Genomic DNA, 23,826 nt, shown 5'->3' on the forward strand with positions numbered 1-23,826 from the left:
TTAATTGGCATTAAGGTGTTTCTCAATAGCTGCGGTTACTTCTTCGGCATAGCCACCTGCATATCCTTCATGGATCCAGACAATTTTGCCTTGCTCGTTGACAATTATTAATGTTGGAAAGGCAGCTAGATTCAACTGATTTTTAACATCAGAATTGATGTCAAGTAATAGAGGATAGGTTATTTTTAGGGAATTGCCCATTGGAACAGCTTTGGCAATGCTCCTAGGGCCATCACAATTAATACTAATAAAATTAACCCCCTTATTTTTATATTGCTCATATACCGTATTTAGCTCAGGGATTGCTTTAATACATGGTTTACACCAGGTGGCCCAAAAATCAATTACAGTAAGCTTTTCTCCTTTTAATTCCAGAAAAGACTTCATTGTATTTTGACTGTCTTGCAGTCTAAAATCTGCCACTTTTTGGGCTTGTACATGGAAGAAAAACAAGAATATGATAATGCTAAATGACGTTTTCATGAGTCCTTTTTTTTTAGTTTATTAAAGATCGGGAATTAGATTTATTTTAATAATTGATCCACTTTTGCTCTAGCAGTATCAGCATCTGAGGCAGCTCCTTTTGTTCCTGAAAAAGCAATATTGCCATTTTTGTCAATTACAACCAATCTGTCATATGTAGTTTTGTAAGCGGCAGCTGTTCCTGATGCATTAATTAATAGCGGAAAGGTAACACCTGTAGTTGATTGAAAGGATTTGACTGATGCAACATTTCCATCCCATTGGTCTAAGCCAATAATTTGGTAGTTGGAATTGCTAGCATAGGGAGTAGCAAGTTTTGATTGGATGGATGGCGCAGCAGCTTTGCACGATGGACAAGTGTTTCCGAAGAAAAAAAGCACAACGACTTTTCCGTTAAAATCGCTCAATTTAACCTGTTTGCCATCTACTCCGTTAAGAGCGAAATCAGGTGCTTTAGCGCCAACTACTGGATTTTGTGAACTTGGTGGTGTTGTACTGTTGTCGTCATCGCTACCAGAACAGCTTTTGAAAGAAAGTGCTAAAAAACATACTACTAAAATGAAGCTTATTTTTTTTGAAGCGTCAATACTTGTTGGAATCGAAAAATTTTTCATAATGCTATTTTTTAAGTTGATAATTAATTGATTATATGCACTGTAAGGTAAAAAGAAACGAACTGCCCGATTTTTCTTTGCTGGTGAGTTCTAAAGTTGAATGGTGTAAGTCTAGTATTTTTTTTGCAATTGCTAAACCTAGACCTGTACTGTTTTGAAAGGCTGTAAAATTATTCGCCTTATAATAACGTGAAAATATTTGCTCGCGTTCTTCTTCAGGAATTCCAATCCCATTGTCTGTTACGGATATGGCAATCGTATTATTGTTTCTTTTCTCTGTTTTTATTTCAATTTTACCTCCTGAGGGAGTAAATTTAAGAGCATTGTCTATGAGGTTTTGCAAAACACGTTCAATTAATGATATGTCAGCGAAGACAGGAGACAATTCTTTAGATAAGGAGGCTTCAATAACAATATTTTTGCTTTCCGCAACTAATTTGTATTTATTACTAATATCGCTAACTAATTCACTAACTATAAATGCTTCTTTTTTTGCCACTACTTGATTGGCTTCAAGTTTAGATAAATCAAATAATTCATTTACTAATCGTTCCAGTTTCTCAGCACTATCTCTGACGGTGTTTGTATAGGTTTTTCTCTCTTCAGGAGTAATGAAATCTTCTTTCATTTGTAGGGTTTCTATGTAACCTCTTATAATTGCTATTGGAGTTCTTAAATCATGAGAAACATTAGCGATAAGCTCCCTTCGTAAATTTTCTACCTCTTTTAATTTGTCAATATTATCAGTTAAAATGTCGGCCATTTCATTGAACATTGCACCGAGTCTTTGCTCGTCTCCCATTGATTTACATACTACTCTTGCTTGTAAATCTCCTTTTTTGAATTTTTCCATTACCGTAACTATTTTTGAATAATTTCGGGTAATGATTCTAATAATGATTAATCCGGTAATTAAGGCAAATAGTAGTGTTATTGCCATAGTCCTTGCACTTATTTCTAAAAAATAGCTATTAAATGCCGATGCTGATGCCGCTTGCTTTTGTTCACTATTCAGCACTACATAGATATAGGCATAAAGCATATTATTCATAGTCAGAGGTGATGCAGAAAATACCTTCTTAATATTTGGGTTTAAAGGATCGTCTCCTTTAATATATTCTTTGTTTTTATCATTGATAAAATACAAAATGGGTTTAAGATCGACTCTATTGATTTTAATTTGCTTATTCTCAGGGTACCAAGCGATAATTTTTCCTTTTGGGTCAACCAGGTATACTTCCAAATTTGGATTAATGGCCATTACGTGATGAAACATTTCTTTTAATTTGGGTTGTATTACTTTACCATCATAAAAAGGATCTGAGTTTTCAACTATATTTTTAGCTGTATCTCTGTTTAATCTTTGGTCAATTTCATCTAAATATTTAGAAGAAAAATCAATGGAGAGATAGGTGTACGTTATGCCAATAATGGTAATTAGTATAAAAAAGACACCTGATATTTTCCAAAATAAACTATTGTAATTATTTTTCATGTTAGTTGTTTTCATCTGTGAAACGATAGCCAATACCCCATGTCGTTAAAATGTATTTAGGTGCTGTAATGTCAGCTTCTATTTTTGTTCGTAAACGATTGATATGTGAATTTACAGTATGCTCATAGCCTGAAAATTCGTAACCCCATACTAGATTTAATAAATTTTCTCTTGAATAGTTTTTGCCAGGGTTAGACATAAATAAATATAAAAGATCGAATTCTTTTGGTGTAAGCTCAATTTTTTCATCATTACGAGTCACTTTTCTTTTGATGGGGTCAATTATAAGTTGTTGATAACGAATTGTTTCTTGAGTAGTTGTTGCTTCAGTTTTTACCATTTCTGCTCTGCGCAATAATGCTTTTACTCTAGCAATGAATTCTCTGATACTGAATGGTTTTGTTAAATAGTCATCTGCACCAGTTTCTAATCCAATAATTTTGTCAATTTCTTCATTTCTTGCGGTGAGCATTAAAATTGGTGTGAAATTTTTATTTGCACGTATTCTTTTGCAAATTTCAATGCCGTCAATTTCTGGTAGCATTACATCTAAAATTATCAAATCATACCTATTGTTTACAGCTAGTTGTAATCCTTCTTGCCCATTATGAGATTTGGTTAAATCACAATAAATATCTTTCAAATGAATGGCAACAAGTCCTACTATCGAAATGTCGTCTTCAATCATTAAAATTTTTTTCATAGTGTAGAGAAATTTTTCAAAATAAATAATTTAGAACTATTCATAATCTCGGTTAAGAGTTCTTGATTAAATTAAATGGCTTTATTGATATAATTAGATTTATTACAAATCAAATTTGCAAATAAAGTATCACGAAAGTATTGCAGAAAAGTAACATTTATTACTCATAAAAAAAATCCCAAATTCCTAATTAGTCGGAATTTGGGATTTTTGTTGGGAACAATCGATTTATTTCTTTTTGTTCTTTTTGTTTTTCTTAGCTTTTTTTGCCTTTGCTTTTGCTTTTTTCTCTTTGGCCTTAGCTTTTACTTTTGACTTCTTGGCTTTGTCTTTTTTAGCCTTTTTAGCTTTCTTGGCTTTTGCTTTGGCTTTCTCTTTTGCTTTAGCTTTTTTGGCTTTTTCTTTTTTCTTTTCGCTCATTTTTACTTTGGTTTTTTTCTTTTTCTTTTTCTTGTCTTTTGACTTTTCTGTAGTTTCTTCTTCTGCCTTTTCTTCAGAACTCATTTCTAGTTCTTCTTTTTTTACTTCTTCAGTAGTAATGGCTGCTGGAAAGGAAGTATTGGTGTTTTCTTGGGTAGTAACTTTTGCTCTGCTTGGTCTAGGTTTTGGAGTTGTAACTACTGTTTTAGTTACTTCAGGTTTGTCAGTTGTAGTTTTTGTAGTCGTAGTTCTTGCAGTTCTTCGTTTTGGAGCAACAGTTTTTGCAACTTTAGGTGCTTCTGTTGCTGCTGAAGGTGTAGATTCAGTAACGGTAGTGTCATCTTTTTTCTCTATCATAATGTGGTCTATTTAATGGGTAGTTTGAATATTGTGAATTTTTTATAAAATAATCAATGTTAACGAATTGTTTCTTGATTATTAACAAATGTAGTGAACGTGAATCAATTCCAATGTTAAGTTTTTAATTGGGTCAAAATAGAATTTAAGTATAAAAAAACCTCCAAAAAGGCGTTGAACTTTTTGGAGGTCTAATCTTGAAAACAAACTTTATCTTGGACAGATATGTTTTAATTTATCTTTTGCGTCTTGATTTAGGTGCTGGATTTTCAAAATCGGTACTTGCGGTGAGTTGAGCAATTTTTACAATTACGTCCACTGCTTTTTGCATGCTTTCTACTGGAACATATTCGTATTTACCGTGAAAGTTGTGACCACCTGCAAAAATATTAGGACAAGGTAATCCTTTGTAAGATAATTGACAGCCATCGGTTCCTCCACGAATAGGTTTGATTATCGGTTTTACTCCGACTTGTTTCATGGCTTCTTCTGCAATATCTACGATGTGTTTTACTGGTAACACTTTTTCCTTCATATTGTAGTATTGGTCTTTAATCTCAGCTGTAGCAATAGGCTCACCAAATTGTTTGGCAAACTTTTTATTGATTTTTTGAACCATTTTTTCAATCAATTCTTTTCTTTTTTCAAATTTAGTCTTTGAATGATCTCTGATGATTAATTCTAAAACGGTTTCTTCTATGCTACCTTTTAAATGGTGCACGTGAAAGAAACCTTCATATCCTCTGGTTTCTTGTGGAGTTTCCCCTTTTGGCAAAGCCGAAATAAAATCATTGGCGATTAGCATCGAATTGATCATTTTCCCCTTAGCATAACCCGGATGCACACTTTTTCCTTTGAAGGTAATTTTAGCTCCTGCGGCATTGAAATTTTCATATTCTAATTCGCCAACTTGGCTTCCGTCCATTGTATAAGCCCAATCTGCACCAAATTTTTCTACGTCAAAATGATGGGCACCTCGGCCAATTTCTTCATCGGGAGTAAAACCAACTTTAATGGTTCCGTGTTGAATATCTGGATTTTGAATCAAAAATTCCATTGCCGAAACAATCTCCGTGATTCCGGCTTTATCATCGGCGCCAAGAAGCGTAGTTCCGTCGGTGGTGATTAAGGTTTGTCCTTTGTATTGCAACAAATCTTTGAAATATTTTGGAGACAGAAAGATGTTTTGTGCCTCGTTGAGTACGATGTCTTTTCCGTCGTAATTGGGTACAATTTGAGGTTTTACATTGGCACCAGTAAAATCTGGAGTAGTGTCAAAATGAGCAATAAAACCAATGGTTGGCACTTTTTTGTCAACGTTACTAGGCAAAGTTGCCATAATATAGGCTTTGTCATCAATGGTCACATCTTGTAGTCCAATTTGTTGGAGTTCCGCGACTAGTTTATGGGCAAGATCCCATTGCTTAGCGCTACTAGGAGTGGTGTCAGAATTTGGATCAGATTCTGTATCAACAGTTACATAACTTATAAAACGATCAATAATGTGTTGCATGGTATTATTTTTGAACAAAGGTAAACATTTTGTGTTGTTTTTTTTATACTGAAAGCAAGTGTTCGGGCTTACTTTTTTGCTGGTTTTTGAAATCAATTCTTTACTTTTGTGCCACACAACTACACTACTTATGTATAAATTATTGATTCGTCCGATACTTTTTTGTTTTGACCCAGAAAAAGTACATTATTTCACCTTTTCGTTAATTAGAATAGTGTCTAAAATCCCAGGATTTACGGCAATTTTCAGATCACTTTATGTGGTAAATGACAAACGTTTAGAGACCGAAGTTTTTGGTTTAACGTTCAAAAATCCTGTAGGTTTAGCCGCTGGTTTTGATAAAGATGCTACTCTTTATAAAGAACTTTCTAATTTTGGTTATGGATTTATCGAAATTGGTACGTTAACACCAAAAGGACAAGAAGGAAATCCTAAAAAACGTTTGTTCCGATTGAAGGCAGATCAAGCCATTATCAATCGTATGGGATTTAATAACGGAGGTGTTTTAGAAGCAGTAGAGCGTTTAAAGTCAAATACCAATGTGCTTATTGGTGGTAATATTGGTAAAAATAAATTGACACCCAACGAAGAAGCTACTTCGGATTATGAAATTTGTTTTGATGCTTTATACGATTATGTGGATTATTTTGTGGTCAATGTAAGTTCGCCTAATACTCCAAATTTAAGAGCATTGCAGGATAAAGAGCCATTAACTCAATTGCTGCAAACACTTCAAAATAAAAACATAGCTAAAGTAAATCCTAAACCGATTTTGCTAAAAATTGCGCCAGACTTAACAGATGAGCAATTACTAGATATCATTGATATTATGGCAGAAACTAAAATCGCGGGTTTAATTGCGACTAATACTACGCTTTCTCGCGAAGGACTTTTGTCTGAAGCTAAAGGAGAAACGGGAGGTTTGTCAGGTAAACCGTTGAAGAATCGTTCGACAGAAGTGATTCGATTTTTGTCCGAAAAAAGCAATCGCGCTTTCCCAATCATTGGTGTGGGAGGTATTCATTCTGCCGAAGATGCTATTGAAAAATTAGAAGCTGGTGCTAGTCTAATCCAATTGTATACTGGTTTTATTTATGAAGGTCCTGCTTTGGTAAAAGCAATCAATAAAGCTATTTTGAAACAGAAATAGTTTCTATATTTCGGCTTTGTACTTTGATTCCTTTTTTTATCTTTGAATTATATGGAGCCAATAAAAATTATCGAATGCCCACGTGATGCGATGCAAGGAATAAAAACATTTATTCCTACCGCTAGAAAAGTATCGTATATTCAAGCATTATTACGAGTAGGGTTTGATAGTATCGATTTTGGAAGTTTTGTTTCTCCAAAGGCAATTCCACAAATGCAAGATACGGCTGCGGTTTTAGAACAACTGGATTTGTCGAAAACAGAGAGTAAACTATTAGCCATAATCGCCAATGTGCAAGGAGCCAAAGATGCCGCTGCTCATCAACCGATTCAATATTTGGGTTTTCCCTTTTCAATATCTGAAAATTTTCAAATGCGAAACACGCACAAAACCATTGCAGAATCTTTGGTTACCCTACAAGAGATTCTCGAAATTGCTGACCAGCAGAATAAAGAAGTGATAGCCTATCTCTCAATGGGATTTGGAAATCCTTATGGAGATCGTTGGAACGAAGAAATTGTGAGCGAATGGACAGAACGATTGGCTCAAATGGGAGTGAGGATTCTTTCATTGTCTGATACGGTTGGAAGTTCCACCCCCGAAGTTATTACGCATTTGTTTTCTAATTTGATTCCCAAATATCCTCATATTGAGTTTGGAGCTCATTTGCATACTACTCCAGATAAATGGTTTGAAAAAATTGATGCAGCTTATAATGCGGGTTGCAGACGATTTGATGGAGCGATTCAGGGTTTTGGTGGTTGTCCTATGGCTACTGATCGTTTGACGGGAAATATGCCTACTGAAAAATTACTTTCTTATTTTACTGCTAAAAAAGAAAATACCAATTTGAGCGCTATGAGTTTTGAAAGCGCCTACAATGAGGCTTCAAAGTTGTTTGGAGAGTTTCATTAGAATGATGTACTAAAGTAATATTCTATTCGTTTGGAATAGTAGTAATAAAGATAAAACAATGAAAGCAACCCAAACCCTACTCGGATTTTTTGTATTGTTCTTTGCGATGTCGTGTAGTAGCGATCTCGATTTTGATCAGGTAAATGACCTTCAGTTGCAACCCGTGGTTGTGGCTAATTTATCAAGTTTCGATGCTCCTGCCAACAAGTTTGTAAACAATGGAACGGAACAAACCATTTCGATTGACACACCAGATGTTGGTGTTTTTAATGGTAGTTTTTTAAAAGATAATTTGAGCAAAGCTGAATTGTTTTTTGAAGTAGACAATACAATAAATAGGGCTTTTTTTTTACAGCTTGTTTTTCTCGATAATTCTAATGCTCCTCTATTTTCAATTCCAATGAATATCCCTGCTTATGCTGGAGCGACTAATATTACTACTAATACTCAAACTTTTGTAGGTGCTAGGCTAGATGCATTGAAACAAACCAAAAAAATTGCATTTGTTGTTTCTTTACTTCCTGGACCACCATTAACTTCAAGCAGTGTTGGGAATTTGAAATTGCGTTCAAGTGTAACCGCCTATTTTGATATTCAATGAGAAAAATTACTACTTATGTGCTACTTTTTTTAGGAAGTGTACTTTTGGCTCAAAATAAAGCCGTTTTGTATAATTTTACGGCAATTCCTCAATCTTTATCTTTAAACCCAGGGGCTGATGTAACCTATCGATGGTACACTGGTGTTCCTTTGTTATCTGGAATTTCTGCGAATATTGGTTCGACTGGTTTTTCTGCTTATGACTTATTTGCAGATGATGGTGTGAATTTTAATACCAAATTACGTAATGTTATTTTTTCTACTTCAAGAAATGACAAAGTAAGTTTGAATCAGCAATTGGAAGTTTTTCAGGGAGGATTTAAAGTAGGGGATTGGAATAACACCGCGTATATTTCTTTTGGAATGTATCAAGAATTTGATGTATTGAGTTATGTTCCGAAGGATTTAGCAATTTTAGCTTTAGACGGAAATCAAAATTACCTAGGAAAATATTTTAATCTAAGTGATTTGAATGCTCGTGCCGAAATGTTGAGTGTTTTTCACGTAGGCTACAATAAGCGGGAAAATGAGAAATTGATTTGGGGTGTGAGAGGAAAGATTTATTCCAGTATTTTCGATGCACGCTCCACCAAAAATTCAGGCTATTTGTACACTATTCCTTCAAATGGAAACACTATGTATGAACAAGTAATCTCGGCAGATATGTTGTTAAATACCTCTGGAATTGCAAAATATGATGACAAAGATGACGACTCGGATGTTGCTAAAGATATACAAAAAAGAGCGCTTTTAGGTGGAAATCTAGGTTTGGGTTTTGATGCTGGAATCACCTATTATCCCAAAAAAGACATTCAAATTACCGCTAGTATTCTTGATGTAGGTTTTATTCGTCATACAAAAGAAGTAGAAAGCTACACTGCTAAAGGCATCTATAACTATCAAGGAATTCTTCCTGATTTTTTCTCTGGTACTGGTGGTAATAATGTTACTGAAGAATTTGACAAAGCGTTTCCAAGAGACACGCTTTACGGAAGTTACACATCTTGGAGACCGGTTAAATTTAATGCTTCTGCACAATATTCTTTCGGGCAAACTGAAGAAGAAAGTTGTAATTGTAAATCCAGTGATGCAACAGCAAAGTACAATAATTCCGTTGGATTACAATATTTTGCTATGTCTACACCAAGACTTCCAATGATGGCTTTGACGGCTTTTTATAGAAAGAAAATTTTTACTGGTTTAGAAGCCAAAGCCACGTATACTGTAGATTCTTTTTCGAGTAAGAATATTGGTTTGGGTTTGTCAACACAAATAGGTCCTGTCAATTTTTATTTGATGGCAGATAATTTGTTAGAACTTAGAGATGTTGCCATGGCGCAAAGTGCCTCTTTTCAATTAGGACTTAATCTTATTTTTGCGGAGAAAAAAGAGGGAGAATATTAAATAGTTCAAATCCCAAATCCCAAATCCTGATTCCTATATAGTAAATCCCAAATTCCAAAGTTATAGTTGGAATTTGGGATTTTTTATTCTTGAAATTTGTGTTTTTTAGCTTTTTCTTCTTTTGAAAAATTTATAAATTTCAATCCAAAAGACTGCAATTACAGCTACCAGAGTACACCATCCAATTTGAAGTAAAGTGATTTTTTCGAATAAGAAAAATTTAGATAATGGTGGAATAAAAAGCAGCAATGCTGTAATGAAAAGTGTGATTCCGATGATGAGCACTACAAGATTATTCTTGTATTTCCAAGTGGTTAAAACAGAATAATAAAAGGAGCGATTGGCTAAAGTCAAGAACACATTCGACAGAATCAAGGTTAAAAATACCATAGTTCGGGTACTACTTTCATTATACTGATTGGCTATGGCAAATTGGTAAATAAACAACAATCCTGCGGTAATCCAAAGTCCTTGAATTAGACTAATTGTGATTTCTCTCCAACTGAAAAAAGTGGTACTCAGTGGTCTTGGTTTTTGTGTCATCAGATTGTCTTCCATTGGTTCATTTTCATAAATGATAGAGCAGGTTGGGCCCATAATCATTTCTAAGAAAATGATGTGGACCGGTGAAAATATGTTGGGATACATCCATCCCAAAGCTAATGGAATAAGCACGATTAAAATGATGGGAATATGGATAGAGATAATGTATCGAATGGCTTTTTTGAGATTCATATAGATTTTTCTTCCCATTGCAATGGCATCTGTCATTTTTGAAAAATCATCGTCAACCAAAATTAAATTCGCGGCTTGTTTGGCAATTTCTGTCCCTTTTTTGCCCATAGCAATTCCGATGTGTGCTGATTTTAGCGCAGGCCCGTCGTTTACACCATCTCCGGTCATAGCTACAATTTGATTATTGTCTTTTAGCGCCTGAATTATTTTGAGTTTTGCCTCTGGAAACATTCTAGTAAAAATAGTAGTTTCCATTACTTTCTCTTTCAATGTAGCGGGACTTATGGTCATTAATTCGTCTCCATTTAGTATTTTTTCAGGGTTTTTAAAACCAATTTGTTGAGCAATCGTAGAGGTTGTTTCGGCATTGTCGCCTGTAATTATTTTTACGGCAATTCCAGCTTTATAAAAAGTTTCTAAAACAGCTTTGATGTTCTTTTTTGGAGGGTCATAAAAAGCAACTAGCCCTTTGAAATCTAGTTCAAATTCTTGTTGTGTTTTAGGAAAATTGGTTCCGTTAAAATCAGCTGTCCCAACACCCAATACTCGAAATCCTTTTTTGGTCATGGCAAGAAAAGCCGTGTTGATTTTTTCTTTTTCAGATTCCAATAGTTTTGAACGGGTAATTATAGCCTCTGGAGCTCCCTTGGCTGCAATAATTCGCACTCCTTCTTTGTTTTTGAATAAATGTGTCATCATGGGTGGTTTTCCACTCAAAGGATATTCGTGAATCATTTTATAGAGAGGACGCTCGTCTTTTGCTGTGGAGTTTATGTAGGCTTCATGCAATGCTATTTCCATAGCATCAAAAGGGATGGGCTCGCTCGCCCACATTGCAGCCTTGATAAGTTCTTGTTCTTTAGAGTTTAAATTGGTATGGCTTGCCGTAACCGTTGTGGCATCAAGAGTGAACCATTCCGCAAGACTCATTTTGTTTTCGGTGATGGTGCCTGTTTTGTCGGTACAAATTACGGTGGCACTTCCTAAAGTTTCTACTGTTTTAGTCTGCTTTACAATAATTCCCATTCGAAGTAATCGCCAAGCACCAAGTGCCATAAAAGTGGTAAAAGCTACTGGGATTTCTTCGGGGATAATACTCATAGCGAGGGTTAATGCTTTAAGTAAGCTGTCTAAAATTAGTTTAGAATTCCAATAGTTGATTCCCCAGACAATTATAAAAGCAACCAAACCAATCAAAGAAATATAAGTGACAAAATTGCTGATTTGAATTTGTAATGGTGTTTTTTCTTCGGCGATGCTGTTTAGGCTTTTCCCAATTTTTCCCAATTGCGTTTGACTTCCAATGGCGGTAACTTGGCAAATAGCTAATCCGCTTGCGACTATAGTTCCTTGATACACTTGTTTGTTTTCGGATTGTTCATTTTTTGAAACCGATAAAGATTCGCCAGTTAATATGGATTCATTAACCGAAAAGTCATTGGATTGGATGATAATTCCGTCAGCGGGAACAAAAGTTCCTTCTTCTGTTTGTATAAAGTCGCCCAAAACAATTTCTTCACTCGGAATCTCAACAACAATTCCATTTCGAATGACTTTGCTTTTGGGTTGTGTTAATTTAGATAATGCTTCGATGGCATTTCTACTTTTCGATTCCTGGTACAAGGAAATTGATACGACCAAAATAATAGCCAAAAGCATAAAAATGCCATTATTGTAATCCGCAGTTATGAAATAAACACTGGAAGCCGTGAGTAGTAATAAAAACATCGGCTCCTTTATCAATTCGAAGAGCGAGTGCAAAAAGTTGTTTTTTTGTTGATGTTCGGTTGAATTGGCACCGTTTTTTGTTCTAGAGGCAATAACTTCTTCTGAAGAAAGCCCTTGGATAGAGGTAGTATTGGATTCAGACATAATGATTGTAGTTTCTATTGGATTTTTGTCTGGTGAAGTAATAGTGGCAAATGTTCCAATTCCTGCAATTTAGTCAATTAATGTAAAAATTAGGTGTTTTTTTGCTTAAGATTGTCTATATTTGCACGCAATTCAACTAGAAATTGCACCATGAAAGCACACAATTCCAAGATTATCGGCGAAGGTTTAACTTACGATGATGTATTATTAGTTCCAAATTACTCTAGCGTTCTTCCTCGCGAAGTGAGTATTCAATCAAAATTTTCAAGAAACATAACTTTAAATGTACCTATTGTATCTGCAGCTATGGATACAGTGACTGAAAGCGCTATGGCTATTGCTATGGCTCAAGAAGGAGGTATTGGAGTGTTGCACAAAAACATGACGATTGAGCAACAAGCAGCCAAAGTAAGAAAAGTAAAAAGAGCTGAGTCAGGAATGATTATCGATCCTGTTACTTTGCCTTTGACTTCTACGGTTGCCGATGCTAAAATGGCAATGAAAGAATATGGTATTGGAGGTATTCCAATTGTTGATGAAAACAAAATATTAAAAGGAATTGTTACCAACAGAGATTTGCGTTTTGAGAAAAATACATCAAGAGCTATCGTTGAGGTAATGACTAAAGATAATTTGATTACGGTTGCAGAAGGAACTTCTTTAGAACAAGCTGAAGTGGTTTTGCAAGGTCATAAAATCGAGAAATTACCTGTAGTAAATGATAAATACGAATTGGTTGGTTTGATTACCTTTAGAGATATTACTAAATTGACTCAAAAACCAATTGCCAATAAAGATGTTTATGGTCGTTTACGAGTAGCAGCAGCCATTGGTGTTACAGGCGATGCAGTTCAAAGAGCTGAGGCTTTAGTTCACGCAGGAGTAGACGCTATTATTATCGATACAGCTCACGGTCATACCCAAGGAGTGGTTAATGTATTAAAAGAAGTAAAATCTAAATTCCCACAAATTGATGTTATTGTTGGTAATATTGCAACACCAGAAGCAGCACAGTACTTGGTTGAAAGTGGAGCTGATGGGGTAAAAGTAGGAATTGGTCCAGGGTCAATTTGTACGACTCGTATTGTAGCGGGTGTAGGTTTTCCTCAGTTTTCTGCAGTGCTTGAAGTTGCTGCCGCTATTAAAGGTTCTGGTGTACCAGTTATTGCAGATGGTGGAATTCGTTATACAGGTGATATTCCTAAAGCAATTGCAGCTGGAGCTGACTGTGTAATGTTAGGGTCATTATTGGCTGGAACAAAAGAATCACCAGGAGAGACTATTATTTTTGAAGGAAGAAAATTCAAGTCTTACAGAGGAATGGGTTCTGTTGAAGCCATGCAAGAAGGATCGAAAGATCGTTATTTCCAAGATGTAGAAGACGATGTTAAGAAATTGGTACCAGAAGGAATTGTTGGACGTGTACCTTACAAAGGAGAGTTGAACGAAAGTATGCAACAATTCATCGGTGGACTTCGTGCTGGTATGGGGTATTGCGGAGCAAAAGACATTCCAACTTTAAAAGAAACAGGTCGTTTTGTTAGAATCACAGCAAGTGGAATTAACGAAAGCCATCCACATAACGTAACGATTACTAAAGAAGCACCTAATTATTCTAGGTAGTTCTAATTTTATCAATAAATTTTAAAAAGTGCAAAATTTCGATTTTGCACTTTTTTTATGGTCTCAAATTTCAGTTAAAACTATGTGCTTTAGTGCATTTTCCTTTCAGGTTCTAAATTTTTTTACAGCAAATTCACAAATTATAATATGCTTTTAAGTTTGTAATTTGCGAATTTACGGTTTTTATGTTTTCAAACGTGCAGACTTAAGTCTGCTAACCAATAAGTTCATAGTTGTTTATTCATGCACCAAATCAGCTAATAATTTCTTATCGCCCACAATCCACAAAATATCATCTTTTTCTAGCAAGACGTTCGATTCAGGATTCATGAACCGTTGTCCTCTTTTTTCAATTCCCACTACGAGGCCTTTTGTCTTTTCACGAAGTTTAGACTCTTTGATGCTTTTTCCAATAAAGGCATGATTTTTTAACTCGATTTGTCGGAGTACAATATCTGGTTCTCTGATTTCTGGTGTGGCTTCAATTTCGTGTTGGTCCAAATATTTTTTGAATTCTTGTACCTGTGCATCATTGCCTATCACGAATACTTCATCTCCAGGAAAAATACGCTCATTCGCGTCTGGAATATGAATGGTAATTTCCCCTCTTTTGATAGAAGCAATATTAATTCCCAGTTGTTCTCTTAGTTGTAATTTTTTTAAAGTCTCACCAGCAATATTCGATTCGGCTGCAATATCAAAAACCGCCATGTGACCGTCCCAAGGCGATAAATCACTGCGACTTCTTTTAGCTTTGCTAATTTCTCTATCATTTAAATTGGATAAAAAATGATTCTCTATTTTATGGTACTGATGGTTTAATCTTTTTTGGAACAAAAAGTAAAGAATAATCGCCACTACAAAAGCAACTAAAGCTGTTTTTGGAGAAAAGAAGATATTCAATAACAATCCAATATAAACAATTGCTATTAGTATTCTAAACAAGAACAACATGGCCATTGGGCCTCTAGATTTTCTCTCTTCCAAAAGAATACTAACCTCGGCAACCGCAACTCTTCTTAACGATAATGCCCAAAGAAATGGTGCTAAAAAAAACAATGTAATTAAAGCTCCTATAGCTGCTCCAAAAGGATATTCTTTTACTAATGGCAGAATGAATCTTGACGAAAGTAAAATAACGGCAACAATTATTATAGAGTGAATAACAACCTGTGTCAAGTAAGCATTAATGACAGTTTTCCAATTGTTAACTGTTTTGATAGCTTGGGTACTTGCGCTATAACGTTCAATTCTTTTAAGCCATTTTCTGGGTAGTTTTCTACTTAAAAAATCAGAAAAAGGTCCTGAAAATTTAATCATATAGGGCGTACTAAAAGTAGTCATCGCAGAAACGGCAACAACTATTGGATAAAGGAATGAACTAGTCACTTGGAGCGTAATTCCTAAAGTAGCAATGATAAATGAAAACTCTCCAATTTGTGATAAACTCATTCCTGTTTGTACGGATTCCTTAAGTGGCTGACCAGAGAGAAGACATCCAATGGTTGAACTAATAGATTGACCAAATATAGTAACTAGGGATAAAATTAGAACTGGAATTGCGTGTTCTACTAGTGTATGCGGGTCTATCAACATTCCTACAGAAACAAAAAAAACTGCACCAAATAAATCTTTTACGGGCTTTACTAAATGTTCAATATGTTCGGCTTGAGTGGTTTCTGCAATGATAGAGCCCATAATAAAGGCACCAAGAGCGGGAGAGAAACCAACATTGGCAGCCAAAATTACCATTAACAAGCAAAGGGCTATAGATATGATGAGCAACATTTCATCGGTTAATAAATGCTTGGCTTTTTTTAATACCGTTGGAATGATAAAAATCCCACTCAAAAACCAAAGCACTAAAAAGAAAACCAATTTCAAAATCGATTGAATCAACTCGCCGCCCGAGAAATTTTCACTAACGGCTATAGTAGACAAAAGAACCATTAATAGAATGGCAATAATATCCTGTACGATTAACGCACCAATTACATTGCCTACAAATCGTTGCACTTTAATACCTAATTCATCAAAACTTTTCAAAATAATTGTTGTTGATGAAATGGATAGAATTACGCCTAAAAAAAGGCTATCCATTTTGGACCAATCTAACAATTGTCCCACAAAATAGCCCAAAAAAATCATAAAGCTAATTTGTGTTATAGCAGTAATTGATGCTGTTCCGCCTACTTTGATTAGTTTTTTAAAACTGAATTCTAAACCCAAACTGAAAAGTAAAAAGATGATGCCAATCTCAGCCCAAACTTCAACACTTTTAGTATCGCGAATGGTTGGAAAAAAGTCAAAATTATTCCCAGCCAAAAATCCAGCTATCAAATACCCTAAAACCAAAGGTTGCTTTAATTTTTTGAACAGTAATACAGCAATTCCTGCCGTCATAAGTATTAACCCCAAATCAGTAATTAGTGGTTCAAGATGGGTTGATGCTTCTGCAACTGCACTCATTATTTTTGGTTTTGAAAATTATAAAATCTCGATTTTGGCTAATTTACAAAAATCGTTTTTGAAATCCTGTTTTTGAGCTACAACAAAAAGTTAAAACCAAAAAAAGCTATCGGTTAGGATAGCTTTTGTAGGTAAAAATATTTTTTGGACGATTAAATCCCAATAAAATTACTAGGTTTAATTTGATAATATTTAATTTCATTCTATTTGAAAAGTTCCGACTTTAGAATTCTTATAATAAAGTGCATAAACAGAATTTTTTAGTTCTTTTAATGTTATAAAGAATAATTCAGCTCTAAAATTTTTGTAAGTTGTTTTACCGAAATATATTAAGCTTTTGTCTGGATTTTTTTTAGTTCCAAATTCAATTGGAACACCAAAATCTTTATAATCTTTCATACTAAATTGATCAAAAACATCGATTACATCAGAATTGTATTGTGGTAGAATGTAAGAATATTTTTTACTATCCTGAGGTTTTTCTTTTCGGTATGGATTTACTTCAGGAAAACCAATAAAACCAGCATATCCCAAATAATCACCAACTCTGTACCTAACTTTATTTACAGTGTCTAAAAGAGAAAATGCACTAATTTCTGCCCGATATTCACCCTTTGATTTTATTTGGCATTTTACCATTATAAATTTCAATTTTGTTTGGTCAAATCGTACACTTCTTAACATTGAATTGGAAAAACCTGATGGTTCTTTCGCCTTTTCCATCTCAATACTTAAACTATCGACAATAATTTTATTTTGTGAATAAGAAATTTGAAAAGTTAGTAAAACAAAAAAGTATAGCAGAATATATTTTGCAATTCTAATAGTTTTCATCATCACTAATTAATTAAATCCCAATAAAATTACTTGGTGTGATTTGAAGTAATTCTGCTTTTATGGCATCGGAAACTTCTAACGTAGCAATAAATGCATGCATAGAATCTTTAGTGATTGCTTCGTTCGTTCTTGTCAAACCTTTTAACGCTTCATAAGGATTTGGATAGGCTTCGCGACGTAAAATCGTTTGAATAGCTTCTGCAACTACTGCCCAATTGTTTTCTAAATCTTCGTGGAATTTACTTTCGTTCAATAACAATTTGTTCAATCCTTTCAAAGTCGCTTCAAAAGCAATAAGTGTATGACCCATAGGTACACCAATATTTCTCAAAACCGTACTGTCGGTCAAATCGCGTTGTAGTCTTGAAATCGGTAATTTGGCTGACAAATGCTCAAAAATCGCATTGGCAATACCTAAATTTCCTTCGGAGTTTTCAAAATCGATAGGGTTTACTTTATGTGGCATAGCCGATGAACCAATTTCGCCCGCTTTGATTTTTTGTTTGAAATATTCCATCGAAACATACGTCCAAATGTCACGGTCCAAATCGATGATGATGGTGTTGATTCTTTTTAAAGCATCGAAAAATGCAGCAAAATGGTCGTAATGTTCAATCTGAGTCGTTGGAAAAGAGTGGTGTAATCCCAAAATATCTTCCACGAATTTTTTACCAAATTGTCTCCAGTCAATTTGTGGATACGCTACGTGATGTGCATTGTAATTTCCAGTAGCACCACCAAATTTAGCCGCAAAAGGAATGTTGAACAACAAACGCATTTGCTCCTCTAAACGCTCCACGAAAACCCCAAGTTCTTTTCCTAAGCGAGTAGGAGAGGCAGGCTGTCCGTGCGTACGTGCCAACATAGGAACGTGAGCCCATTCTTGACTTAACTCTTTCAATTTAGCAATTAAACCAATCAAAGATGGCATATATACTTTTTCAAACGCTTCTTTTGTCGAAAGCGGAATAGCCGTATTGTTGATGTCCTGAGAAGTCAATCCAAAATGAATAAACTCTTTGTGAGCCGATAGACCCAATTTTTCAAAAGCGTCTTTTATAAAGTATTCTACCGCTTTTACGTCGTGATTGGTAACTTTTTCAGTTTCCTTAATCCAAAGCGCATCTTCGGTGCTAAAGTTTTTGTAGATGTTGCGTAAACTCTCAAATACACTTGGGTTTACTCCAGTCAATTGTGGCAAAGGTTGTTCGCATAAGGCAATGAAATACTCGATTTCAACCAAAACACGGTATTTAATCAACGCTTCTTCTGAGAAAAAAGGCGCTAATGCAATTGTTTTATTTCTATATCTTCCATCAATAGGAGAAATGGCATTTAATTCGTTTAAAGTAGTCATTGTTGTGTTTTTTGTTCGAAAGGCACAAAAATAAGCATAAGTGTTCAGTATTCAGTTTTCAAGACTTAGTTTTTTTCTCTAATTCCAATAACTTTTGTTGCAAAACAAGAATTCCTTCTGTAGCCTTCATAGCAATACAAGTCAGAGGATTTCTCAAATTCGAAATTGTAGTCGCTTTTGGGTCAATATAAAAAATAGGAACATTTTTTGGTGCAAAATCCGTCAGTCCTGCCGCAGGATACACTTGCAACGAAGTTCCAATAATCGCGATATAATCCGCTTGTTCTACCAAATCAATCGCGGCTTCTAGCGCAGGAACCGCCTCACCAAACCACACAATATGCGGACGCAATTGGTTGCCGTTCGTATCACAATCGCCCAGTTGCAAATCGCCAGACCAATCCAAAACATAGGATTCATTTCGCGTACTTCGTACTTTTAGCAACTCTCCATGCAAGTGTAAAACGTTCTGACTTCCCGCACGCTCATGCAAATCATCCACGTTTTGTGTAACAATATTAACCTCAAAATCCTGTTCCAATTCCACCAAAACCTGATGCGCCAAATTCGGCTTGACCTCCAATAATTGCTTCCTCCTTTGATTGTAAAAATCCAAAACCAATGCAGGATTTTTTCGCCAACCTTCTGGCGTTGCCACCTCCATTACATCGTGCCCTTCCCACAATCCATCGCTATCTCTAAAGATTTTTATGCCGCTTTCAGCACTTATTCCAGCTCCTGTTAATACCACTAATTTCTTTTTCATTTGTCGAAAATTAATTTGTTTACCATTATTTGGGCGTGCCCACAGCTTCACAAAGGGGCATTCAGCAAGCGTGTTATGCGCCCCTTTGCGAAGCTGCGGTCGGGCTATCCGCGCTACTTCGGTAGCCAGCTCCTATCCCTCACGCAAAAAAAAAACATTACTCAAATAAAATCATTTTTTCATTCAAATCCCAATTCCCAATTCCATAATCCAAAACTCAAAATCCAAAACTCTAAATCCAAATTCCAAAACCCAAAACCCAAATTTCAAATTCCAAAATCCAAATCACTAACTATTAATCACTAATTACTAATCACTGATTACTAATCACTAATTACTTTTCTTATTTTTGCCAAAAAAAAAATCAGGGATGATAGATTTGGATTACCTAGAATATTTAGAAGGATTTTTAACCGACAATAGAAAAGAAAATTTCTTAAAAGTACTTAAAAACAGAACCAATCACTTTACAGTGGTAGTCGAGGACGTGTTTCAAATGCACAATGCTAGTGCGGTAATGCGTAGTTGTGAAGTTTTTGGTGTACAAAATATGAATGTAATTGAGCAGCGTTTTGGTAAACGAATCGACAAACAAATCGCTATGGGCGCTCAAAAGTGGGTCGATATTACCCCGTTTGATTCGGTAAGCAATTGTATCGATACGCTAAAAAGTAAAGGCTATCAAATCATTGCCACCACACCTCATACCAATGATTGTGATTTGGAGGATTTTGATTTTTCTAAACCCAGCGCATTGTGTTTTGGTACCGAAAAAGAAGGTTTATCCGAAGAGATTATGCAAAAAGCCGATGGATTTCTCAAAATCCCTATGGTTGGTTTTACAGAAAGTTTGAATATTTCAGTATCCGCAGCAATTATTTTGCAAAATCTAACCAATCGTTTGCGCAATTCCGATATTCCTTGGCAATTAACCGAAGCCCAAATTCTCGAAAAACGACTCGATTGGGCACGAAAATCCATCAAAGACATCAAACGCATCGAGGCGCGTTATTTTGAGGAGAAAGGGAAATAATGCAATAGTTCTGAACAAAAATAATTTGTAGCAAATAGCATACAAAACAAAGGCTACCTTTTGGGTAGCCTTTGTTTTGTTATATTATATAAAATTGGGTTTAGCTTACTAAAACCCAAGTTCCAGCTGCTAATAAGCTTTCAGCTTTCTTGTATTTCATCGTTTCTGTTTTGCCAGTAGCTACTTCTTGAATAGTTACAGTGTCATTACGATTAATTTTAGGCTGGTCGCGAACAATAGTTTCAGTCACTTGACGGGCTTGTGTTTGCCCTGCCTCACGATTGATACTTTCGCTGTTTTCGATTTCGTCTTTATTCAATTGGTAATCGTCTTTTGGACGTTCTACTTCTTTAGCTTCTTGAATTCTTTGGTTTTCTTGAGCAGGTAAGTCACCTTTAAACAAGAATGAAATCACTTCTTTATTCACATTATCTAACATAGAACGGAATAAGTTGAAGGCTTCTAATTTGTAAATAAGCAATGGGTCTTTTTGTTCGTGAACTGCCAATTGAACCGATTGTTTCAATTCGTCCATTTTACGTAAATGTTTTTTCCAAGCTTCGTCTACAATCGCTAAAGTGATGTTTTTCTCAAAATCAGCTACTAATTGCGCTCCTTCAGTATCGTAAGCTTTTTTCAAATCGGTCACTACATTCAATGATTTGATGCCGTCAGAGAAAGGAACTACAATGCGCTCGAATTGGTTGTTTGGGTCCTCATATACACTTTTGATAATAGGGAAAGCTTCTCTAGCACTTCTTGCTGTTTTTTCGGTGTAAAAATCCAAAGTAGCTTTGTACACTTTTCCAGTTAATTCCATTTCATTCAGTTTAGCAAAATCACTTTCGCTAACTGGTGATGTAATTGAGAAATAACGAATCAATTCAAATTCGAAGTTTTTGAAATCGTTGCTTAATTTATTGTTTGTCACAATTAATTCGCAAGTATCATACAACATATTGGCGATGTCTAGTTTTAGACGCTCTCCATGTAAAGCGTGACGACGACGTTTGTACACTACTTCACGTTGTGCATTCATAACATCATCATATTCTAATAAACGTTTACGAACTCCAAAGTTGTTTTCTTCTACTTTTTTCTGTGCACGTTCAATAGATTTGGTCATCATAGAGTGTTGAATCACTTCGCCTTCTTGTAAGCCCATTCTATCCATTACTTTGGCTACTCTTTCAGAACCAAACAAACGCATTAAATTATCTTCTAACGAAACATAGAATTGAGAACTTCCTGGGTCTCCTTGACGACCTGCACGACCACGTAACTGACGGTCAACACGACGTGAATCGTGACGTTCCGTACCGATAATGGCCAATCCACCAGCTGCTTTTACTTCTGATGTCAATTTGATATCCGTTCCACGACCCGCCATGTTGGTAGCAATAGTTACCACACCTGGTTTTCCTGCTTCTTCAACAATTTGAGCCTCTTGTTTGTGCATTTTTGCATTCAATACGTTGTGCGTTACACCACGCATCTTAAGCATTCTACTCAATAACTCTGAAATCTCTACTGATGTTGTCCCAATTAATACCGGTCTTCCTGCTTTAGATAATTCGGTAACATCTTCGATTACGGCATTGAATTTTTCACGAGTCGTTTTGTAAATCAAATCGTCTTTGTCAATTCTAGCCATTCCTCTATTGGTAGGAATTTCAACTACATCCAACTTGTAGATTTGCCATAACTCGCCTGCTTCTGTTACAGCTGTTCCTGTCATACCACCTAGTTTGTTATACATTCTAAAGTAGTTTTGCAAAGTAACAGTAGCAAAAGTTTGAGTAGCTGCTTCAATTTTTACATTTTCTTTGGCTTCAATGGCTTGGTGTAATCCGTCTGAGTAACGACGGCCATCCATAATACGTCCTGTTTGCTCATCAACAATAAGGATTTTATTGTCCATGATTACATATTCTACATCTTTTTCAAAAAGAGAATAAGCTTTTAATAATTGTGTCAAAGTGTGAATACGCTCGCTTTTTACTCCAAAATCTTGGAACAATCTTTCTTTAGCTTCCGCTTCAGTATCTTTGTCTAAATTTTGCTTTTCGATAGCAGCAATTTCAGTTCCAATGTCTGGAAGAACGAAAAAGTCTGCATCTGTATCACCAGAAAGGAATTTAATTCCATTATCTGTCAATTCTACTTGATTGTTTTTCTCTTCAATTACGAAATATAAAGCTTCGTCAACAATATGCATTTCACGATTGTTGTCTTGCATGTATTGATTTTCGGTTTTTTGAAGCAATTGTTTGATACCTTCTTCACTCAAAAACTTAATCAATGCTTTGTTCTTAGGTAAACTTCTGTAGGCTCTCAATAAATTGAAACCACCGTCTTTGGTGTTTCCTTCTTTGATTAGTTTTTTAGCTTCTGCCAAAAAACCATTAGCCAATTGACGTTGTAAACTAACTAAGTTTTCGATTTTTGGTTTCAATTCATTAAACTCATGGCGGTCTCCTTGAGGAACTGGACCAGAAATAATCAATGGAGTTCTAGCGTCATCAATCAAAACAGAATCCACCTCATCGACTATGGCGTAATTGTGTTTGCGTTGCACTAAATCTTCTGGCGAATGCGCCATGTTATCTCTTAGGTAATCAAAACCAAACTCATTATTGGTTCCGTAAGTGATGTCTGCATCGTAGGCTTTTTTTCTTCCTTCAGAATTGGGTTCGTGGTTGTCAATACAATCAACAGTCAAACCATGAAATTCGAACAAAGGAGCTTTCCAAGTACTATCACGTTTTGCTAAGTAGTCATTTACCGTGACTAAGTGTACCCCATTTCCTGTCAATGCATTCAAATACAATGGAAGCGTCGCAACCAAAGTTTTTCCTTCACCCGTTTGCATCTCAGAAATTTTTCCTTGGTGCAACACCATACCACCAATCAACTGAACGTCGTAGTGAATCATATCCCAAGTGATTTCTTTACCAGCGGCATTCCATGAATTAGCCCAATTAGCCGTATCGCCAACAATGTTGATGTAGCTTTTAGTAGCTGATAATTCTCTGTCTTTTGGAGTAGCAGTAACGCTAATTGTTGTGTTTTCTTTGAATCTTCTAGCTGTTTCTTTTACTACTGCAAAAGCTTCAGGAAGAATTTCCATTAAGGTTTTTTCAGAAATGTCATAAGCTTCTTTTTCAAGAGCATCGATGGCGATATAAATATCTTCTCTTTTATCGATATCAGAAATAGTTTCTACTTCATCTTTCAAAGCCGCAATCTTGGCGTCTTTTTCAGCTCTTGCTTGTTTGATTTTTTCTTTAAAAAAGATAGTTTTAGCTCTTAATTCGTCGTGAGACAACGCTTGTAAAGGTGCTTCAAAAGTTTTTATCTTATTTAGATAAGGTTGTAATGCTTTAACGTCTTTTTGAGACTTATCGCCTACAAATACTTTTAGTATGCTGTTTATGAAACTCATGATTTAGTTGTATTTCTGTTTTATATTTTGTGTTA

At 35.3% G+C, this 23,826-nt stretch carries 18 protein-coding genes; 6 read left to right on the top strand and 12 right to left on the bottom strand.

Features of this window, described 5'->3' with window-relative positions:
- The 6 genes from FLAVO9AF_RS06155 to pepT form a co-directional block, all read right to left on the bottom strand.
- On the bottom strand, positions 1–483 hold the full coding sequence (locus FLAVO9AF_RS06155) for a TlpA disulfide reductase family protein (protein ID WP_159685785.1): 483 nt from the start codon (positions 481–483) through the stop codon (positions 1–3).
- Positions 484–524: 41 nt separating this feature from the next.
- Entirely contained in the window at positions 525–1,097 is a 573-nt protein-coding gene (locus tag FLAVO9AF_RS06160) for a peroxiredoxin (RefSeq protein ID WP_159685788.1), read from the bottom strand.
- Between the two features lie 31 nt (positions 1,098–1,128).
- The gene (locus FLAVO9AF_RS06165) at positions 1,129–2,592 is read right to left on the bottom strand and encodes a HAMP domain-containing sensor histidine kinase (protein WP_159685791.1); all 1,464 of its coding nucleotides are present in this window, start codon (positions 2,590–2,592) and stop codon (positions 1,129–1,131) included.
- Position 2,593: 1 nt separating this feature from the next.
- Positions 2,594–3,295 (bottom strand): response regulator transcription factor, encoded by a 702-nt coding sequence (locus FLAVO9AF_RS06170; protein ID WP_159685794.1) that lies wholly within the window; start codon positions 3,293–3,295, stop codon positions 2,594–2,596.
- Positions 3,296–3,523: 228 nt separating this feature from the next.
- Positions 3,524–4,072: a hypothetical protein gene (locus FLAVO9AF_RS06175; RefSeq protein ID WP_159685797.1), complete on the bottom strand. Its 549-nt coding sequence runs from the start codon at positions 4,070–4,072 to the stop codon at positions 3,524–3,526.
- A gap of 235 nt (positions 4,073–4,307) precedes the next feature.
- On the bottom strand, positions 4,308–5,585 hold the full coding sequence (pepT, locus tag FLAVO9AF_RS06180; RefSeq protein WP_159685800.1) for a peptidase T: 1,278 nt from the start codon (positions 5,583–5,585) through the stop codon (positions 4,308–4,310).
- A gap of 130 nt (positions 5,586–5,715) precedes the next feature.
- Here pepT and FLAVO9AF_RS06185 point away from each other — a divergent pair, with 130 nt between their 5' ends.
- From FLAVO9AF_RS06185 to FLAVO9AF_RS06200, 4 genes are read left to right on the top strand one after another with little or no spacing between them, the layout of a single operon-like run.
- Complete coding sequence (locus tag FLAVO9AF_RS06185) at positions 5,716–6,735, top strand: quinone-dependent dihydroorotate dehydrogenase (RefSeq protein ID WP_159685803.1); 1,020 nt, start codon at positions 5,716–5,718, stop codon at positions 6,733–6,735.
- 51 nt (positions 6,736–6,786) lie between these two features.
- Positions 6,787–7,650, top strand: coding sequence for a hydroxymethylglutaryl-CoA lyase (locus FLAVO9AF_RS06190; RefSeq protein ID WP_159685806.1), 864 nt, complete (start codon positions 6,787–6,789; stop codon positions 7,648–7,650).
- A 58-nt stretch (positions 7,651–7,708) separates the two neighbouring features.
- Positions 7,709–8,251, top strand: a complete 543-nt coding sequence (locus FLAVO9AF_RS06195; RefSeq protein ID WP_159685809.1) for a hypothetical protein — start codon at positions 7,709–7,711, stop codon at positions 8,249–8,251.
- Complete coding sequence (locus tag FLAVO9AF_RS06200) at positions 8,248–9,654, top strand: DUF5723 family protein (RefSeq protein WP_159685812.1); 1,407 nt, start codon at positions 8,248–8,250, stop codon at positions 9,652–9,654. The genes FLAVO9AF_RS06195 and FLAVO9AF_RS06200 overlap by 4 nt, the downstream gene beginning before the upstream one ends.
- A gap of 105 nt (positions 9,655–9,759) precedes the next feature.
- Here FLAVO9AF_RS06200 and FLAVO9AF_RS06205 read toward each other — a convergent pair whose 3' ends face one another.
- Positions 9,760–12,261 carry a cation-translocating P-type ATPase gene (locus FLAVO9AF_RS06205; RefSeq protein WP_159685815.1) on the bottom strand — a complete coding sequence of 834 codons (2,502 nt, stop codon included), beginning with the start codon at positions 12,259–12,261 and terminating at the stop codon, positions 9,760–9,762.
- A gap of 150 nt (positions 12,262–12,411) precedes the next feature.
- Here FLAVO9AF_RS06205 and guaB point away from each other — a divergent pair, with 150 nt between their 5' ends.
- Positions 12,412–13,884 carry an IMP dehydrogenase gene (gene guaB / locus FLAVO9AF_RS06210; RefSeq protein WP_159685818.1) on the top strand — a complete coding sequence of 491 codons (1,473 nt, stop codon included), beginning with the start codon at positions 12,412–12,414 and terminating at the stop codon, positions 13,882–13,884.
- A 237-nt stretch (positions 13,885–14,121) separates the two neighbouring features.
- On the opposite strand, the gene FLAVO9AF_RS06215 is transcribed toward guaB, so the two are convergent.
- The 4 genes from FLAVO9AF_RS06215 to FLAVO9AF_RS06230 all read right to left on the bottom strand — a co-directional run bounded on the left by FLAVO9AF_RS06215 (position 14,122) and on the right by FLAVO9AF_RS06230 (position 19,313).
- Entirely contained in the window at positions 14,122–16,353 is a 2,232-nt protein-coding gene (locus FLAVO9AF_RS06215; RefSeq protein WP_159685821.1) for a cation:proton antiporter, read from the bottom strand.
- A 198-nt stretch (positions 16,354–16,551) separates the two neighbouring features.
- On the bottom strand, positions 16,552–17,190 hold the full coding sequence (locus tag FLAVO9AF_RS06220) for a hypothetical protein (RefSeq protein WP_159685824.1): 639 nt from the start codon (positions 17,188–17,190) through the stop codon (positions 16,552–16,554).
- A gap of 10 nt (positions 17,191–17,200) precedes the next feature.
- Positions 17,201–18,547, bottom strand: a complete 1,347-nt coding sequence (purB, locus tag FLAVO9AF_RS06225) for an adenylosuccinate lyase (protein ID WP_159685827.1) — start codon at positions 18,545–18,547, stop codon at positions 17,201–17,203.
- A gap of 58 nt (positions 18,548–18,605) precedes the next feature.
- Positions 18,606–19,313 carry an NAD-dependent deacylase gene (locus FLAVO9AF_RS06230; RefSeq protein WP_159685830.1) on the bottom strand — a complete coding sequence of 236 codons (708 nt, stop codon included), beginning with the start codon at positions 19,311–19,313 and terminating at the stop codon, positions 18,606–18,608.
- Positions 19,314–19,683: 370 nt separating this feature from the next.
- Here FLAVO9AF_RS06230 and FLAVO9AF_RS06235 point away from each other — a divergent pair, with 370 nt between their 5' ends.
- Positions 19,684–20,346, top strand: a complete 663-nt coding sequence (locus FLAVO9AF_RS06235; protein ID WP_159685833.1) for an RNA methyltransferase — start codon at positions 19,684–19,686, stop codon at positions 20,344–20,346.
- A 100-nt stretch (positions 20,347–20,446) separates the two neighbouring features.
- On the opposite strand, the gene secA is transcribed toward FLAVO9AF_RS06235, so the two are convergent.
- On the bottom strand, positions 20,447–23,791 hold the full coding sequence (gene secA, locus FLAVO9AF_RS06240; protein ID WP_159685836.1) for a preprotein translocase subunit SecA: 3,345 nt from the start codon (positions 23,789–23,791) through the stop codon (positions 20,447–20,449).
- Positions 23,792–23,826 lie beyond the last annotated feature (35 nt).

Origin of the sequence: Flavobacterium sp. 9R, assembly GCF_902506345.1 — a bacterium.
In the GTDB taxonomy this organism is placed as follows: Bacteria; Bacteroidota; Bacteroidia; order Flavobacteriales; family Flavobacteriaceae; genus Flavobacterium.